Source organism: Pseudomonas sp. Cab53 (assembly GCF_018325965.1).
GTDB classification, from domain to species: Bacteria; Pseudomonadota; Gammaproteobacteria; order Pseudomonadales; family Pseudomonadaceae; genus Aquipseudomonas; species Aquipseudomonas chlororaphis_E.
The window spans coordinates 4,393,509-4,409,600 of the sequence record NZ_AP021902.1; the positions used below are offsets into that span (position 1 = coordinate 4,393,509).

Below are 16,092 nucleotides of genomic sequence, written 5' to 3' on the forward strand. Positions count from 1 at the left end.
GCGGTAATGGTTGGTAACAAACACAGAGTAACGGCTAAAACACCTGTTTTAAATTACTGGCTGCGTGTTTTTTTGACCACGGCACGCATGACCGATCGGTCAGCGACGAACTGCATGATGGCACCGGTTTATTGCTTGAATTCGAAGTCCAGTGCCGCGCCCTCCAATTCACTGCGCTCGGGGTTGCGCAGGGGCAGTTGCATCTCGTTGCTCAGCAAACGGCCATTGAGTTGGAAGGGACCGGGCTTCTGGCCGAACATGGACGGCAACAGCGGCTCATGCTTGGGCGTCACCACCTTGCCCGGCGGCTGCAACGCCTCGACCATGTCGTGGGGCAGGCTCAAGTCCAGCTTCGCGGGGGCAACGGGGTCTTGGCGACCTCACGGGCGGATTTGCTCTTGGACGCGATGGGCGCGCGTTTTTTCTTCGTCGCGGCGGATTTCTTCACCGGGGCTTTCTTGGCCACGGCGGGTTTCTTCGAGGCATCGCGGGTGGCGCTGGCGGCTGGTTTATCCTGCGCCGAAGCCGCCATGACACCTCCCGCCTGAAACGCGGTGAGCAGGCCGATCAAAACCCAGGCAGCAGGAGCAATGGCTTTCATAACACACAACGGCAATAACGGCAGAGGCCACCATGCTCGCCTGATAATGAGGCGCTGACAAGCACATCAGGCTAAGGTGCTGATTCCTATAAAAACCCGTTGGCGGTCTCTTGGCACAGTTGGGTGGCCAATAGCCCCAGTGTCATCAAGGCCCGCTCTGCCTCGCGGTTCCACGGCGTACCACAGTTCAGGCGAATACAATGGTTGAACTGCTCGGTGTTACTGAAGATCAGCCCCGGCGCAATACTGATGCCCTGCTGCAATGCCCGGACGTGCAGCTCCTGGGTGTTGACCCGGCCCGGCAGGCTGACCCACAGGATGAAACCGCCGGTGGGACGGCTCATCTGAGTGCCTTCGGGGAAGTACTGCTGCACCGCCAACTGGAAAGCACTGAGGTTCTTTCGGTACTCCTGACGGATATAGCGCAGGTGTCGGTCATAGCCGCCATTTTCCAGGTACGCCGCGATCCCCATCTGCGTGACGCTGCACGCCGAATGAGTGCTGAAGGTCTGCAAGCGCTGGATTTCCTGCTGGAACTTGCCGGCGATCATCCAACCGATGCGCACGCCCGGCGACAACGTCTTGGAAAAACTCGAACAATAGATGACCCGGTCCAGCCGGTCGTAGGCCTTGAGCGCCTTGGTCCGTCCCTGCTCGAACATCAGTTCGCCGTAGATATCGTCTTCGACGATCTGAATGTCGAAGTCCGATGCCAGGCGCAACAATTGTTTCTGCCGCTCCTCGGGCATGGTGCCGCCCAACGGGTTGCTCAGGCGCGTGGTAAGCACCAGCGCCTTGATCGACCATTGGTTGGCCGCCAGTTGCAGGGCTTCAAGGCTCATGCCGGTGACCGGGTCGCTGGGGATCTCGATGACCTTGAGGCCCAGCAGGTCGGCCAGTTGCAACAGGCCGTAGTAGGTCGGCGACTCGGCGGCGATCAGGTCCCCCGGTCGGGTCAGTACCCGCAAGGACATCTGCAAGGCATCGACGCAACCGTGGGTGATCACTACTTCGGAGGGGTCCACCACCACGCCGGCATCGCGCATGCGAATCGCCACCTGGCGTCGCAACGGCTCGAAGCCCGGACTGAACATGTAGCTGAAGGCCCGTGGGCTGTGGAAACGCGTGACCTTCGCCAATTGCTGATGCAACGCCCGCACCGGCAAGTAGTCGACGCTCGGCACCGCCGCTCCCAAGGGAAACACCCCCTCGCGGCGCGATTCGACCAGTACCTGCTGGATGATGCTGCTGCGCGTCACCAGCCCCGGCCGCTCTACTCGGGCGATGTCCGGCGTCGGCGCCGTCAGGGCCGGCGTCTGGTGCACGTAGTAACCCGATTGCGGCCGCGCGCGAATCAACCCCTGGTCTTCAAGGTTCGCGTAGGCCTGCAATACCGTGGCATGGCTGACATTGAGCTGCGAGCTCATCTTGCGCACCGACGGCACGCGCTCCCCGGGCTGGTACACACCGCGCCGGATGTCTTCAGCCAGCTGTTGAGCAATACGTTGATAGAGCAGAAGGTTGGTCATGACGCAGCACTCGATTTCACGGGCATTTTATTCTTGTCGGAAACGATACCGGAACAGTTTAGAAGTGTACTGGGACAGTTGCCAGATTACTCGACCGTACAGTGCAGTGACAGCCCCAACTGTACTCATGGCCCCGATTCACTGGCAAAAAAAACCCGGCACCTTCAAAGGCGCCGGGCTTTCCAGTGACGCCGCCCTCAGCGGGCGGCGCCAAGCTGGCCTTTCTCGTCGGAGAACACGATCTCGACGCGGCGGTTCTGGGCCCGGCCACGCTCGGTGGCGTTGACGTCCACCGGGTAGTCGTCACCGTAGCCCTGGACTTCGATGCGCTTCTCATCAATGCCCAGGTCCACCAGCACATCCGCCACCGCCTGTGCGCGGTCGCGGGACAGCTTGAGGTTTTCCTGGCGACCGCCGGTGCTGTCGGTGTACCCCTCGATGCGCACCACGCGCTTGGGGTTGAGCTGCAGGAACTGGACGATCTTGAGCACGACCCGATTGGCCGAATTCTTCAACTCCGCTTCGCCGGTGTCGAACAGCACATCGCCCAGGGTCATCACCAGGCCGCGATCGGTCTGGGTGGTGGCCATGGCCATGATCTGTTCCTCCAGCCACTTGCCCTGCTGTTGCACGCTGAGCAGCTTGGATTCGCGCAAGGCCAGTTGCAGGCGCTGGCGCTCCAGTTCGAGCTTCGCCGCACGCTCTTCGTTGAGCACCTGGTTGCTGTGTTCACGGGCGATCGCGCTGTAGCGCTGGCTCAAGTAAGCGTAATGCTGCACGTCTTCCCCGCTGCCCCAGTAGGTGGACAAGCGATCGGCACGGGCCAGGGATTCGCCGGCGCGGATCACATCCCGGGGCGCGGCGCGCAATACATTGGCGTCTTCCTTGACCTTCTGGAAATCGGCACTGGCCTGGTCGAGCGCGGCTTCGCTACGCTGGCCCGCACAGCCATACAGACTCGCCAGGCCGGCAATAACCAGGCCGCCGAGGACTTGGGACGACTTCATTGGGCGTCCTCCCTCAGTTGTTTGCGCAAGCGCTTGATACGCGTGTCGAGCACGTTCAGTTGTTCCTGGCTCTTGAGGGTCAACACCTTCGCTTCCGCCAGGCGTGCATCCAGTTCAGCCTGCTCGGCGCGCATGCGCGCCTTCTTGTAGGACTCGTCGGCCATGTTGGATTTGGCCCGGGCGAACTTTTCTTCAGCCAGTTTCAACTCGGGCACTTCGTCGGCGTTGGCGCCCACGGCCCGGGCCTGCTCCAAGGCCTGTTCGGTCAGGCGGATCTGTTCATTCGGCGCCGGATCGGCTGCGCAACCCGCCAGAGCCAGAACGGCCAGGGCAGCGAAAAGAGGTCGAATAGTCACTAATGTTCCCTACTGTTTTGGGGCACCGACAGGAGACTGCAACTGTGTGTTCCAGCGCTCTAGATTGCGTTGCAACACAGCCTCTGCCAGGCCGGACGCGGACAATTCTGTCATCTTTTGCGCCAGCTGTCCGCGTAACCATGGGTCATTGCAGGCCGAGTTATGGGAAACCGCGAGGAACAGGCCAGGCTTATCCACCGGTTGCGGCGCGGCCTGCAGGTCATTCGCCATCCCCAGTGTCTGCGCCATGGCCAGGCCCGAGTAGCGTCCCGCCAGGACATATTCCACCTCCCCCAACAGCAATTTCTGAAAGGCCTGGGTCAGGTTTGGCGTACGGGTGAGGGACAATTGCTGCTCTGCAAAAACGCCGAATCCTGCAGTCATACGTGACTTTTCCGACAAGGCGCCGGTATGTCCATGAAGGTCTTCGGGGCGGTTGATGACCAGCGTGGAGTCCTTGCGGGTCCAGACCAGGTAATCGTTTTCCAGCAGCGGCGGATGCACGTAGTCCAGGGCTTCGAGCCCGGTCGTGGTCAGCGGTGCATCGGTGAGCAAGTCCATGCGCCCGCTGCGCACTTCGTCCAGCGCCTGGGCACGCTTGCCGGCATAGAGCAGCTCAATCTTGATGCCCAGTTGCGCCGCCACTTGCGTCAGCAGGTCGGCACCGGCGCCAATCAGATGCTTGGGGTCCTGGGGGTCTTGCCAGAGATAAGGCGGCGCATCCGGGCTGCCGGTGGCGATCAGTCGTTCACACTTGCCGGCAGCGAGCGCCAACCCAGGCCCGACCATCAACAGGCCCAACAACGGCCAGCCGGCCAAACGGCGAAGATCCATGGCGATACGCTCCCCTTCAAAATGCAGACGATAAAAAGCCCGGCCAGGCCGTAGCGTTGTCATCAAGGCAATGGATCTGTGGCGAGCAAGCTTGCTCCCTCGCCACGATGATCCAGACAACCCTCAAATGAACACTGCTACCGCCAAAGCCGGGCTCTTTATAAGTGAAGACGCCGGATTAGACCAGCTTCTCCAACTCGGGGACTGCTTCGAACAGGTCAGCGACCAGGCCGTAATCGGCCACCTGGAAGATCGGCGCTTCTTCGTCCTTGTTGATCGCAACGATCACTTTGGAGTCTTTCATACCGGCCAGGTGCTGGATCGCGCCGGAGATACCGACGGCGATGTACAGCTGTGGCGCAACGATCTTGCCGGTCTGACCGACCTGCATATCGTTCGGAACAAAACCGGCGTCGACCGCGGCGCGGGAAGCCCCCACGGCAGCGCCCAGCTTGTCGGCCAGGGCGTACAGGTGCTTGAAGTTGTCACCGTTCTGCATGCCGCGGCCGCCGGAAACGACGATCTTGGCAGCGGTCAGCTCAGGACGGTCGGACTTGGCCAGTTCTTCGTTGACGAAGCTGGAAATGCCGGCGTCGTGGGCAGCGCCTACGGCTTCGACGGCAGCCGAGCCACCTTCGGCGGCAACCGGGTCGAAACCGGTGGCGCGCACGGTGATGACCTTGATCGCGGCAGTCGATTGCACGGTGGCAATGGCGTTACCGGCGTAGATCGGACGCTTGAAGGTGTCGGCGCTTTCTACCGAGATGATCTCGGAGATCTGGTCGACATCCAGGGCAGCGGCAACGCGCGGCAGGATGTTCTTGCCGTTGGACGTGGCGGCAGCCAGGATGTGGCTGTAGCCCTTGCCCAGCTCGGTGACCAGTGGCGCAACGTTTTCCGGCAGCTGGTTTGCGTAGGCGGCGTTGTCGGCCGACAGTACTTTTGCCACGCCGGCAATTTTCGCGGCGGCTTCGGCTACGGCGCCAGCGCCCTGCCCGGCGACCAGTACGTGAACGTCGCCGCCGATTTTGGCCGCGGCAGCAACGGTGTTCAGCGTGGCCGGAGCCAGCGCCTTGTTATCGTGTTCGGCGATTACCAAGATAGTCATAGTTAGATTACCTTCGCTTCGTTTTTCAGTTTCTCGACCAGTTCAGCCACCGACTTGACCTTGATGCCCGCGCTGCGTGCCGCCGGCGCTTCGACTTTCACGGTCTTGTTGGTGGAGGCGGTGGAAACGCCCAAAGCGTCAGGCGTCAGCACTTCAAGCGGCTTCTTCTTCGCCTTCATGATGTTTGGCAGGGACGCATAGCGCGGCTCGTTCAAACGCAGGTCGGTGGTGACGATGGCTGGCAGCTTCAAGGAAACGGTCTGCGCGCCGCCGTCGATTTCACGGGTCACGGCAACGCTGTCGCCGCTGACTTCGACCTTGGACGCGAACGTGCCCTGACCGTAGCCGCTCAATGCAGCGAGCATCTGGCCGGTCTGGTTGTTGTCGCTGTCGATGGCTTGTTTGCCGAGGATCACCAGCTGTGGCTGTTCCTTGTCGACAACGGCCTTGAGCAGCTTGGCCACGGCCAGGGAGGTCAGGTCTTCGGCGGATTCGACGAGGATGGCGCGATCGGCACCCAGCGCCAGCGCAGTGCGCAGTTGCTCCTGGGCGGTGGTCGGGCCGATGGAGACAACGACGATCTCAGTCGCCACGCCCTTCTCTTTCAGGCGTACGGCTTCTTCTACGGCGATTTCGCAGAAAGGGTTCATCGACATCTTGACATTGGCGAGGTCGACGCCGGAGTTGTCCGCCTTGACGCGAACCTTGACGTTATAGTCGACCACTCGTTTGACAGCTACAAGAACCTTCATGGATTCCTCGTTACTCTCCGGTGAAAAGAAAGTCGCCTAGGCGAACCTGGCGGTTGATGCTCATGGGCGCAAGGGCACCTCTAAAAACGCCGGCATGAACCACACATGACCCTGCTCACGGGAGTGAAGACCATTGGTCGGCGAGACCGATGAGTCATTCAATATCGCGGCGTGTAAACTGCGCATCCGAGCCACGCAATACGTCACTTTGTGCTGCCTTCGCCCTGTCTTTAGAGGTGCTCTTGAAACCAACAGTCAGCCTACGGCGAGCGCAAAACCGCCCGTATCTTGACCGGAACGCCTATTCCGGTCAATACGGCAAAATGGCCAGTCATAAGCCGTACGTCAGTGATTTATCTGGGCTGCGGCAATTTCAAACAAACGTTTGTATTGGACCCTGAGAGTGGTGTAGATATAATGCGCCACCCAGAGAGACCCGCGTCTGATCCGTTGTCACTTTCGTCAGTTTTGCGAGTCAACAACGGATGCAACGCCCAACCTCCAATTAGAAAAAAACTGTGAGCCTTGAGTAGGAGATAGCCTGTGGAACGCGAATACATGGAATTCGACGTGGTCATCGTCGGTGCCGGCCCCGCTGGCCTGTCTGCCGCTTGCCGACTGAAACAGAAGGCCGCCGAAGCCGGTAAGGAAATCAGCGTCTGCGTGGTCGAAAAAGGCTCCGAAGTCGGTGCGCACGTTCTCTCCGGTGCGGTGTTCGAACCCCGTGCCCTGAACGAACTGTTCCCCGACTGGAAGGAACTGGGCGCGCCGCTCAATACCCCGGTCAAGCGCGATGACATTTATGTCCTGAAGAACGCCGACAGTGCGAGCAAAGTCCCTGACTTCTTCGTGCCCAAGACCATGCACAACGAAGGCAACTATATTATTTCCCTGGGCAACCTGTGCCGCTGGCTGGCCCAGCAGGCCGAGAACCTGGGCGTGGAAATCTACCCAGGCTTCGCCGCCCAGGAAGCGCTGTTCGACGAAAATGGCGTGGTCCGCGGGATCATCACCGGCGATTTGGGTGTCGACCGCGAAGGCCACCCGAAAGAAGGCCTGTACACCCCCGGCATGGAACTGCGCGGCAAGTACACGCTGTTTGCCGAAGGCTGCCGTGGCCATATCGGCAAGCAACTGATCAAGCGCTTCAACCTCGACAGCGACGCCGACGCCCAGCACTACGGCATCGGCTTGAAGGAAATCTGGGAAATCGACCCGGCCAAGCATCAACCGGGCCTGGTGGTGCACACCGCCGGCTGGCCGCTGGACATCATGGGCACCGAGAACACCGGCGGTTCGTTCCTTTATCACCTGGAAAACAACCAGGTGGTGGTCGGCCTGATCGTCGACCTGTCCTACAGCAATACCTACCTGTCGCCCTTCGACGAGTTCCAGCGCCTCAAGCACCACCCGGTGCTCAAGCAGTACCTGGAAGGCGGCAAGCGCGTCAGCTACGGCGCCCGCGCCATCTGCAAGGGCGGCCTGAACTCGCTGCCTAAAATGGTCTTCAAGGGCGGCGCCCTGATCGGCTGCGACCTCGGCACGTTGAACTTCGCCAAGATCAAAGGCAGCCACACCGCCATGAAGTCCGGCATGCTCGCCGCCGAGGCGGTGGCCGATCGCCTGTTCGCCGAGTCCGAAGGCGGTGATGAACTGACCGCTTACGTCGACGGCTTCAAGAACAGCTGGCTGTATGAAGAACTGTTCGCCAGCCGTAACTTCGGCGCGGCGATCCACAAGTACGGCGCGATCATCGGCGGCGGCTTCAACTGGCTCGACCAGAACATCTTCGGTGGCAAGCTGCCGTTCACCCTGCACGACAACAAGCCTGACTACGCCTGCCTGAAGCTGGCGGCCGACTGCAAGAAGATCGACTACCCGAAACCGGACGGCAAGATCAGCTTCGACAAACTCAGCTCGGTGTTCATCTCCGGTACCAACCATGAAGAAGAACAGCCCTGCCACCTGAAGCTGACCGATCCAAGCATCCCGCTGGCCAAGAACCTGCCGCTGTACGACGAACCGGCCCAGCGCTACTGCCCGGCCGGCGTGTATGAGGTGGTAACCAAGGAAGACGGCGAGAAACGCTTCCAGATCAACGCCCAGAACTGCGTGCACTGCAAGACTTGCGACATTAAAGATCCGGCCCAGAACATCACCTGGGTGACCCCGGAAGGCGCTGGCGGACCGACCTACCCGAACATGTAAGCCGACCCGCTGAACATCAAGGCTCCCGCAATGGGGGCCTTTTTGTTGCGTGCCCATCCAAGAACATCGCAGACCAACGTGTGGGAGCGAGCTTGCTCGCGATGACGGCAGCCCATTCAACATTGATGCAAGCTGAACCGCCGCTATCGCGAGCAAGCTCGCTCCCACAGGTGAACATCACAGGATCAGGCGGCGCGTTCTTCCCCGGGACTGCGCTCGAAATAACGCTTGTACTCCCGGCTGAACTGCGACGAGCTCTGATACCCCACCTGATGCGCCACCTGCGCCACCCCCATGCCATCGATGAGCAACAGCCGCTGGGCCTTGAGCAAACGCAAGCGCTTGAGGTACTGCACCGGCGAGAGCAGCGTGCTGCGCTTGAAATGCTCATGAAACGTCGAAGCACTCATGTTGGCGCAGTTGGCGAGGGTCTCGACGTTCAGCGGCTCGGTGAAGTGCGCGTGCAGATGGCTCAGGGCCGCGGCAATCCGGGCGAACTGGCCGTGCTGTTCCACCAGCGCCCTGAGCACATCGGCCTGGGGCCCGCGCAAGGCGGCGAAGAGTAATTCGCGCAGTCGCGCCTGGCCCATGACCTTGCACTCCAGCGGATCATGCAAGCATTGCAGCAGACGTTCGACGCAGCCGCGCATGGCGCCATCGAGCACGGCACTGGTCATGGACTCCGGCGTCTGGGCCGCGAGGCTTCGCCCCGGCATCAACCCCATGGCCAGCACCAACTCGCCCAACAGCGCCCGATCGATCGCCACGGATATCCCGAGCAACGGAGCATCGGGCATGGCATAGGTTTCGCACTCGAACGGCACCGGCAGTGCCTGGATCAGGTAATGCCCGGCGCCGTACTCCAGCGTGCGCGGGCCCAGATAAGCCAATTTGCTGCCTTGGGCGATGATCACCAGGCTCGGTTCGTAGAGCTGCGGGCCACGGGCAATGTCCTGGCTGCACCGCAGCACTTGCACGCCCGCAAGACGTGTAGGGATAAAGCCGTCACGGGTCGCCAAGGGTTCGATCAGCGAAACCAGCGCCGCGTTGGCATCGAGATGACGAGTCAGCAACATGGGGAAAACTTCACGGAAAAAGGGATGAGGACATCATCGCAGGTCTGGCGCCCCATAGGAGCAATCCACGGCCAAGGTCGGAGGATTAGGCATGACACCCGTAGGAATCGCCATCGCCGCAGGCCGCCACGGCTCCCAGAATAGATCACCTCACTGTTCACTGCTTAGCGAGGTCCATCATGTACACCGCCATCGGATACGCCGCTCAATCACCCACCGCGCCCCTCGCCCCTATGAAGTTCGAACGCCGCAGCCCACGGGCCGACGACGTGGCGATCGAAATCCTCTACTGCGGCGTCTGCCACTCCGACATCCACCAGGCGCGCAACGAGTGGGGCATCGCCGTCTACCCGCTGATGCCTGGCCACGAGATCGTCGGCAAGGTTACCGCCGTCGGTGCGAATGTGACCCGCCATAAGGTCGGCGACGTGGTGGGCGTAGGCTGCATGGTCGACTCCTGCCGCGAGTGCGAAGCCTGTCATGCCGACCTGGAGCAATACTGCTATCAGGGTATGACCCAGACCTACGCCAGCCCGGACCGCGTGAGTGGCGGCCATACCATGGGTGGCTACTCCAACAGCATCGTGGTCCAGGAGCACTTCGTGCTGCGCATCCCGGCTGGGCTGGACCTGGCCAGCGCCGCACCGATCCTCTGCGCAGGCATCACGACCTACTCCCCGCTCAAACACCACGGCGTGAAAGCCGGCGACAAGGTCGGCGTGTTGGGCATGGGCGGCCTCGGCCACATGGGCATCAAGTTCGCCAAGGCCATGGGTGCGGAAGTCACGTTGTTCACCCGCTCGGCCAGCAAGGCCGAAGAAGCCCGTCGCCAGGGTGCCGATCATGTGATCGTGTCCACCGACGCCGAGCAGATGGCCGCCGCAGCCGGACGCTTCCACTTCCTGCTGGACACCATTCCGGTACAGCACGACCTCAACCCCTACCTCAGTACCCTGCGCTTCGACGGCGTGCACATCCTGGTGGGCCTGGTCGAGCCGATCGATCCGCCGGTGCATGCGGCCAACTTGATCATGGGTCGCCGGGCCCTGGCCGGCTCGCTGATCGGTGGCATCGCTGAAACCCAGGAAGTGCTGGACTTCTGCGCCGAACACAACATCAGTTGCGACATCGAGATGCTCGACATCCGCCAGATCAACGAGGCCTACAGCCGCATGATCGCCGGTGACGTGAAGTATCGCTTCGTCATCGACATGGCCACGCTCAAGGCCTGACGCAGTGGCCTGTACGGTTAATTCGAATACTCGAATTAGCCACACCGGCCACTCATCAGACCTTGGCGCCCAACTCCGCCGAAAGCCGGGCTGTGACCCCTTTGACCAGGGGAATCAGCTCGGCCATTTTTTCCAGCGGCATGTACGGCACGGTGCTGGCGATGCTGATACCGGCGACAATCCGTTTGCCGGCGTCACGAATCGGCGCCGCCACGCAGCGAATCGACGGTTCGTTGTCTTCCAGGTCGAACGCATAGCCCCCCGCCACGTACTCCAGCATCCGTTGCTGGAACTGCTCCCAGGATTGCTCCTGATGCTGGGGCCAGAATTGATGCTTGCCGCCGGCCGGCAGGCTGATTTCATACAACCGCTGCCACATCTGCGGAGAATCATCGAGCATCAACGCCTTGCCGATCCCGGTGCGCGCCAAGGGCATGCGATGGCCCACTCGTGAGCGCATTTCCGGGCCGTTGCGCCCTGGGTTCTTCAGCAGGTACAAAACCTCGTCGCCTTCGCGGATCGCCAGGTGCACGGTGTCCCCGGTGAGCGCCGACAATTCGTCCAGGTACGGCCCCGCCAGGTTCACCAGCGGCAGTTCTTCCCGGGCCTGGAAACCCAGCTCGATCAACTTCGGCCCCAGCAGGTAACCCACTTGTGGCACCACGCGCAGGTAACGTTCCTCCACCAGGCAACTGGCGAGGCGATGGGTGGTGCTGCGGGTAGTGCCGATCAGCCGGGCGATTTCCTTCAGGTCACGGGCGCCGCTGGCGACTGCCTGGACCACCCCCAGGCCGCGCAGCAATGTCTGGGTGCCCGTAGGCGCTGCGTCCTTGGTGGTTTTTGGTTCGTCTTGCTGCATAACCGGCCTTCAACAGTGAGCGGGGAACGGGCGGCATTATGGTCGCCCGCCCCGTCGGACTACAACTCGATGCGCTCGACCTTCCCGACCAGCAGAATGTAGGACAGCGCGCCAACCAGTGCCAGAACGGCGATGTAGGTAATGGCCGGGGCGAACGAATCGCCACTGGCCAGGAAGCCGATGACGATGGGCGTGGCGATGGCCGCCAGGTTGCCGATGAAGTTGAACACCCCACCCGTCAGCCCGAGCAGGCGTGCCGGCGCCAGGGTGGAAACCAACGACCAGGTGATCGACGCCAGGCCATTGCCGAAGAACGCCAGGGCCAGGAAGGCGATGACCAGCGGTGTCGACTCGACGAAGTTGGCCCCGATGATCGCGGTGGAGATCAGCAACCCGCCAATGATCGGCAGCTTGCGCGCGAACCCCACGGTGGCACCGCGCCGGATCAGCCAGTCGGAGAAAAACCCCGAGCACAACACGCCAACAAACGCCGCCAGGAACGGCAACGACGCCAACAAGCCAGACTTGATGAAGTCCATCCCGCGGTATTTCACCAGGTAGGTCGGGAACCAGGTCAGGAAGAACCACAACGTGGAGTTCAGGCAGAACTGCCCCAGGTAGATGCCCCACAGCTTGCGCTGGGTCAGGACGATGCCGAGGTCGGCCCAACTGAACTTCGCCTTGGCCCGGGTGGTTTCGGCCTGGATGTCCACCAGCCCGCCGCCCTCGCGGATCAACTCGATTTCGGCGGCGTTGGCGCCTTTGAAGTCCCGTGGCTCGCGATACACCGCGTACCAGATCGCCGCCCAGATAATGCCCACGGCACCGGTCACCACGAACACCATGTGCCAGCCGAAAGCGTGTTGCAGCCACGCCAGCACCGGCGTCAGGAAGGCCAGCCCGACGAACTGCCCGGAGGTGTAGAAACCGATGGCCGTGGCCCGCTCGCGCTCGGGAAACCAGGTGGTCACCACGCGGCTGTTGATCGGATACGCCGGCGCTTCCAGGGCACCGACCGCCATGCGCAACACGAACAGCGCGATGAAGCTGGCGGCGAAACCGAGCATCACCGTGGCCGCCGACCATAACAACAGCGCCACGCTGTACAGGATGCGCGGCGGCACGCGGTCCACCAGCCAACCGCCAGGAATCTGCATGGCGGCGTAGGTCCAGCCGAATGCCGAGAAAATCAGCCCGACATGAATCGGGTCGATGCCCAGTTCACTGGTCAGTGCGGGAGCGGCGATCGACAGGTTGCTGCGGTCCAGGTAGTTGATCACCACGGTGATGAACAGCAGGACCATGATGAAAAAACGCTTGCGGCTGGGCGTCACCAACGACGCCTGCGCGCTCAGGGTGTGCGCTTGCATGTGAGGTGCCTCTTCTTATGGTTATTGAGGGGGCGGACGCTTGATGAGCGATCTCCTGACCTACGGAGATCAAACTGTGGGAGCGGGCTTGCTCGCGAAGAGGGAGTGTCAGCTGACGAATGTGCGGCTGACACACCGCCTTCGCGAGCAAGCCCGCTCCCACAGGGATTGGCGGAGTGTCAGGCAGTTACCACTCAGCAAAACTCCCATCGGCATGCCGCCAGATCGGATTGCGCCAACGGTGGCCGATGGCCGCGCGCTCGATGACGTACTCCTCGTTGATCTCGATGCCCAGGCCCGGGCCATTGGGGATCTTCACAAAACCCTGGTCATAGTCGAACACCTGCGGGTCCTTGATGTAGTCCAGCAGGTCGTTGCTCTCGTTGTAGTGGATGCCCAGGCTCTGCTCCTGGATGAACGCGTTGTAGCACGCGGCGTCCAGTTGCAGGCACGCCGCCAGGGCGATCGGCCCCAGCGGGCAGTGCAGCGCCAGCGCCACGTCGTAGGCCTCGGCCATGTTGGCGATCTTGCGGGTTTCGGTGATGCCGCCGGCGTGGGAGGCGTCCGGTTGGATGATGTCGACGTAGCCTTCGCTGAGCACCCGCTTGAAGTCCCAACGGGAAAACAGCCGCTCGCCCAGGGCAATCGGCGTGCTGGTCAGCGGCGCCAGTTCCTTGAGCGCTTCGTAGTTTTCACTGAGCACCGGCTCTTCGATGAACATCAGCTTGTACGGGTCAAGTTCCTTCATCAGCACCTTGGCCATCGGCTTGTGCACCCGACCATGGAAATCCACGCCGATGCCGACGTTCGGCCCGACCGCATCGCGCACGGCGGCGACGTTGGCCAAGGCCAGGTCGACCTTCTCGAAGGTGTCGAGGAATTGCAGCTCTTCGGTGCCATTCATCTTCACCGCCGTGAAGCCACGGCCCACGGCCTCTTTGGCGGCGCGGGCGGTGTCCGCCGGCCGGTCACCGCCGATCCACGAATACACGCGGATCTTGTCGCGCACCTGGCCTCCGAGCAAATCGCTGACCGACACGCCCAGGGCCTTGCCCTTGATGTCCCACAACGCCTGGTCGATGCCGGCCAAGGCGCTCATATGCACGGCGCCGCCGCGGTAGAAGCCGCCGCGATAGAGCACGGTCCAGATGTCTTCGATGTTGCGTGGGTCTTTGCCGATCAGGTAGTCGGACAATTCTTCAACGGCTGCCGCCACAGTGTGGGCACGGCCCTCGACCACGGGCTCGCCCCAACCGGTGACACCCTCGTCGGTCTCGACCTTGAGGAAGCACCAGCGCGGCGGAACGATGAAGGTGGTCAGTTTGGTGATTTTCATCTTGTTGTCTCTCTTATCGGATGCAGCGCCTGCAGCGCCGGAAAAATCTTCAGTTCAGGGCATTCCACGCGGCCACATAGGCCTTGGCGCGCACCGCGACCTCCTCGGCCGTCAGGCCCGGCTTGAACAGCCCGGAACCGAGGCCGAAGCCCTTGACGCCGGCCTCGACGAACACCGCCATGTTGTCCGGCGTGATCCCGCCCACCGGCACCAGCACGGTCCCGGCCGGCAGCACCGCAAGCCAGGCCTTGACCACTGCCGGGCCCATTTGCTCGGCGGGAAACAACTTCAGGACATGGGCGCCTTCGGCCAGTGCGGCGAAGGCTTCGGTGGGCGTGGCGACCCCCGGCGACAGGTACAACCCTGCTACTTTCGCCGCACGCAAGACTTTCGGGTCGCTGTGGGGCATGACGATCACCTGGCCGCCGGCTGCCTTGACCTGTTCCACTTGCTCCGGCGTAAGCACGGTGCCGGCCCCGATCAGGCAATCGGCGGGCAAGGTACTGCGCAGAATGCGGATACTTTCGTACGGCTCGGGGGAATTGAGCGGTACCTCGATGACGCGAAATCCGGCGCTGTACAGGACTTCGCCGATGGCTGCCGCCTCTTCGGGACGCAGACCACGCAGGATCGCGATCAGCCCGTTGTGCGCCAGTGCTTGAGTGAGCATGTCAGACCTCCAGTCAGGGTTAACGCGATGCGGTGGAATCGAGCAGCCCGGCCGCCACGGCCAGTTGCCACAAACCACGTTCGGTGGCCTGTTCGGCCAGGGTCACCCGGGTAAAACCGCAGGCGTCGAGCGCTCGTTGATAACGGGCGCAGAGTTGGGAATTGCCGATCAGCACCACCGTTGGCAGGTGGACGCTGTTGCGCCGCTGGCGTTGCACGGCGGCCAGCGCCGTCAATTCGTGGCCGATCAACAGGCCGGAAAGGTAGTCCGCTTGGGCTGCGGCGCCGAGTGCACCGGTCAGGCCGAGGCTACGGGCGCTGAACACCGTCGACAGCGGGCCGATCTGACCGTCCGTGGACAACGCCACCTGCACGCCGCGATCGAAGGCCTCGCCGTCGAACATCGCGCCCCGCTGCTGGGTCCGACCGAGAATGCTGTGATCACTGAGCACGGCGAAGATCTCACCGGTCATGAAGGTATCGAAATGCACGATGCAGCCGGCAGCCACTTCTACCCATTTCGAGTGGCTGCCGGGCAGGCCGATCAACACGGCTTCGTCCGGCAGGCTGTGCAGGGCACCAAGTACCTGGGTCTCTTCACCCCGCATCACATTGGGCAAGCGGGAACGTTGGATCACGCCGGGCACGATGTGCACGTCGACACCGCGAAGACTGCGAACGGTTTGTAGGGAATGTCCGAGATTGGCCACGTTGGCCGGCGTGTCGCAGTAAGGCGCTTCGCGCCAGCCTTGGGCGCTGCCCACCATGCCGCAGGCAATCACTGGCAAGCCTGGCTGTGCATCGAGCCAGTCGCCACAGGCCTCGTCGAACGCCAGCTCGAAACCATCGCTGCATAGCCGACCGGCCACGGTGCGCGGCCCGGCGGGCAATTGCATGATCCCCGACGACAGCGCGCGCTGTTCCAGCACCTCGCCGCCGGCAGCGAGTTTGTAAGCCCGTAATGAGGTGGTCCCCCAATCGAGCGCGATCAATTGCGCCTGCATCCGCTTCACCTGTTCTGTTTTTTGGCAGTGAGTGAGGCGGACTATAAACCTGAGCACAGAAAAATCTCAATATATAAATAACACTCCCATATATTGGGATTAAAACCACCCTCCGCCAAACCCATCGCCATCCGCCCGCGACCCTGCTACG

Annotated in this window: 14 protein-coding genes and 1 pseudogene; 2 read left to right on the forward strand and 13 right to left on the reverse strand. The window is 62.0% G+C overall.

From position 1 onward, the window contains the following. Positions 1–128: 128 nt before the first annotated feature. The 7 genes and pseudogenes from KI241_RS19030 to KI241_RS19060 form a co-directional block, all read right to left on the reverse strand. Positions 129–601, reverse strand: a pseudogene (locus tag KI241_RS19030) (translation initiation factor 2). Between the two features lie 86 nt (positions 602–687). Next, complete coding sequence (locus KI241_RS19035; protein ID WP_014339472.1) at positions 688–2,130, reverse strand: PLP-dependent aminotransferase family protein; 1,443 nt, start codon at positions 2,128–2,130, stop codon at positions 688–690. Between the two features lie 197 nt (positions 2,131–2,327). Then, positions 2,328–3,137: an OmpA family protein gene (locus tag KI241_RS19040; RefSeq protein WP_042732092.1), complete on the reverse strand. Its 810-nt coding sequence runs from the start codon at positions 3,135–3,137 to the stop codon at positions 2,328–2,330. Continuing rightward, positions 3,134–3,493, reverse strand: a complete 360-nt coding sequence (locus tag KI241_RS19045; protein ID WP_042732091.1) for a DUF4398 domain-containing protein — start codon at positions 3,491–3,493, stop codon at positions 3,134–3,136. Before KI241_RS19045 ends, KI241_RS19040 begins: the two co-directional genes overlap by 4 nt. Positions 3,494–3,502: 9 nt before the next feature. Further along, entirely contained in the window at positions 3,503–4,327 is an 825-nt protein-coding gene (locus tag KI241_RS19050) for a transporter substrate-binding domain-containing protein (protein ID WP_042732090.1), read from the reverse strand. Positions 4,328–4,505: 178 nt separating this feature from the next. Next, positions 4,506–5,435: an FAD-binding protein gene (locus KI241_RS19055; protein ID WP_047736411.1), complete on the reverse strand. Its 930-nt coding sequence runs from the start codon at positions 5,433–5,435 to the stop codon at positions 4,506–4,508. A gap of 2 nt (positions 5,436–5,437) precedes the next feature. Next, the gene (locus KI241_RS19060) at positions 5,438–6,187 is read right to left on the reverse strand and encodes an electron transfer flavoprotein subunit beta/FixA family protein (RefSeq protein WP_028620627.1); all 750 of its coding nucleotides are present in this window, start codon (positions 6,185–6,187) and stop codon (positions 5,438–5,440) included. 543 nt (positions 6,188–6,730) lie between these two features. On the opposite strand from KI241_RS19060, the gene KI241_RS19065 reads away from it, so the two are divergent. Next, positions 6,731–8,395, forward strand: coding sequence for an electron transfer flavoprotein-ubiquinone oxidoreductase (locus KI241_RS19065; RefSeq protein ID WP_212802879.1), 1,665 nt, complete (start codon positions 6,731–6,733; stop codon positions 8,393–8,395). Between the two features lie 185 nt (positions 8,396–8,580). Here KI241_RS19065 and KI241_RS19070 read toward each other — a convergent pair whose 3' ends face one another. Beyond that, positions 8,581–9,471: an AraC family transcriptional regulator gene (locus KI241_RS19070; RefSeq protein WP_212802880.1), complete on the reverse strand. Its 891-nt coding sequence runs from the start codon at positions 9,469–9,471 to the stop codon at positions 8,581–8,583. 179 nt (positions 9,472–9,650) lie between these two features. Here KI241_RS19070 and KI241_RS19075 point away from each other — a divergent pair, with 179 nt between their 5' ends. Further along, positions 9,651–10,703 carry an NAD(P)-dependent alcohol dehydrogenase gene (locus tag KI241_RS19075; RefSeq protein WP_047736413.1) on the forward strand — a complete coding sequence of 351 codons (1,053 nt, stop codon included), beginning with the start codon at positions 9,651–9,653 and terminating at the stop codon, positions 10,701–10,703. A gap of 55 nt (positions 10,704–10,758) precedes the next feature. On the opposite strand, the gene KI241_RS19080 is transcribed toward KI241_RS19075, so the two are convergent. The 5 genes from KI241_RS19080 to KI241_RS19100 all read right to left on the reverse strand — a co-directional run bounded on the left by KI241_RS19080 (position 10,759) and on the right by KI241_RS19100 (position 15,941). Further along, positions 10,759–11,562, reverse strand: coding sequence for an IclR family transcriptional regulator (locus tag KI241_RS19080; RefSeq protein WP_042732127.1), 804 nt, complete (start codon positions 11,560–11,562; stop codon positions 10,759–10,761). A gap of 59 nt (positions 11,563–11,621) precedes the next feature. Next, a complete protein-coding gene (locus KI241_RS19085) occupies positions 11,622–12,932 on the reverse strand; it encodes an MFS transporter (RefSeq protein WP_042732128.1) in 1,311 nt (436 codons plus the stop codon). Between the two features lie 187 nt (positions 12,933–13,119). After that, the gene (dgoD, locus tag KI241_RS19090) at positions 13,120–14,268 is read right to left on the reverse strand and encodes a galactonate dehydratase (protein WP_042732129.1); all 1,149 of its coding nucleotides are present in this window, start codon (positions 14,266–14,268) and stop codon (positions 13,120–13,122) included. 49 nt (positions 14,269–14,317) lie between these two features. Continuing rightward, positions 14,318–14,938, reverse strand: coding sequence for a 2-dehydro-3-deoxy-6-phosphogalactonate aldolase (locus tag KI241_RS19095; RefSeq protein WP_123578327.1), 621 nt, complete (start codon positions 14,936–14,938; stop codon positions 14,318–14,320). Positions 14,939–14,957: 19 nt separating this feature from the next. After that, positions 14,958–15,941, reverse strand: a complete 984-nt coding sequence (locus KI241_RS19100) for a 2-dehydro-3-deoxygalactonokinase (protein WP_123578328.1) — start codon at positions 15,939–15,941, stop codon at positions 14,958–14,960. Positions 15,942–16,092: the final 151 nt, after the last annotated feature.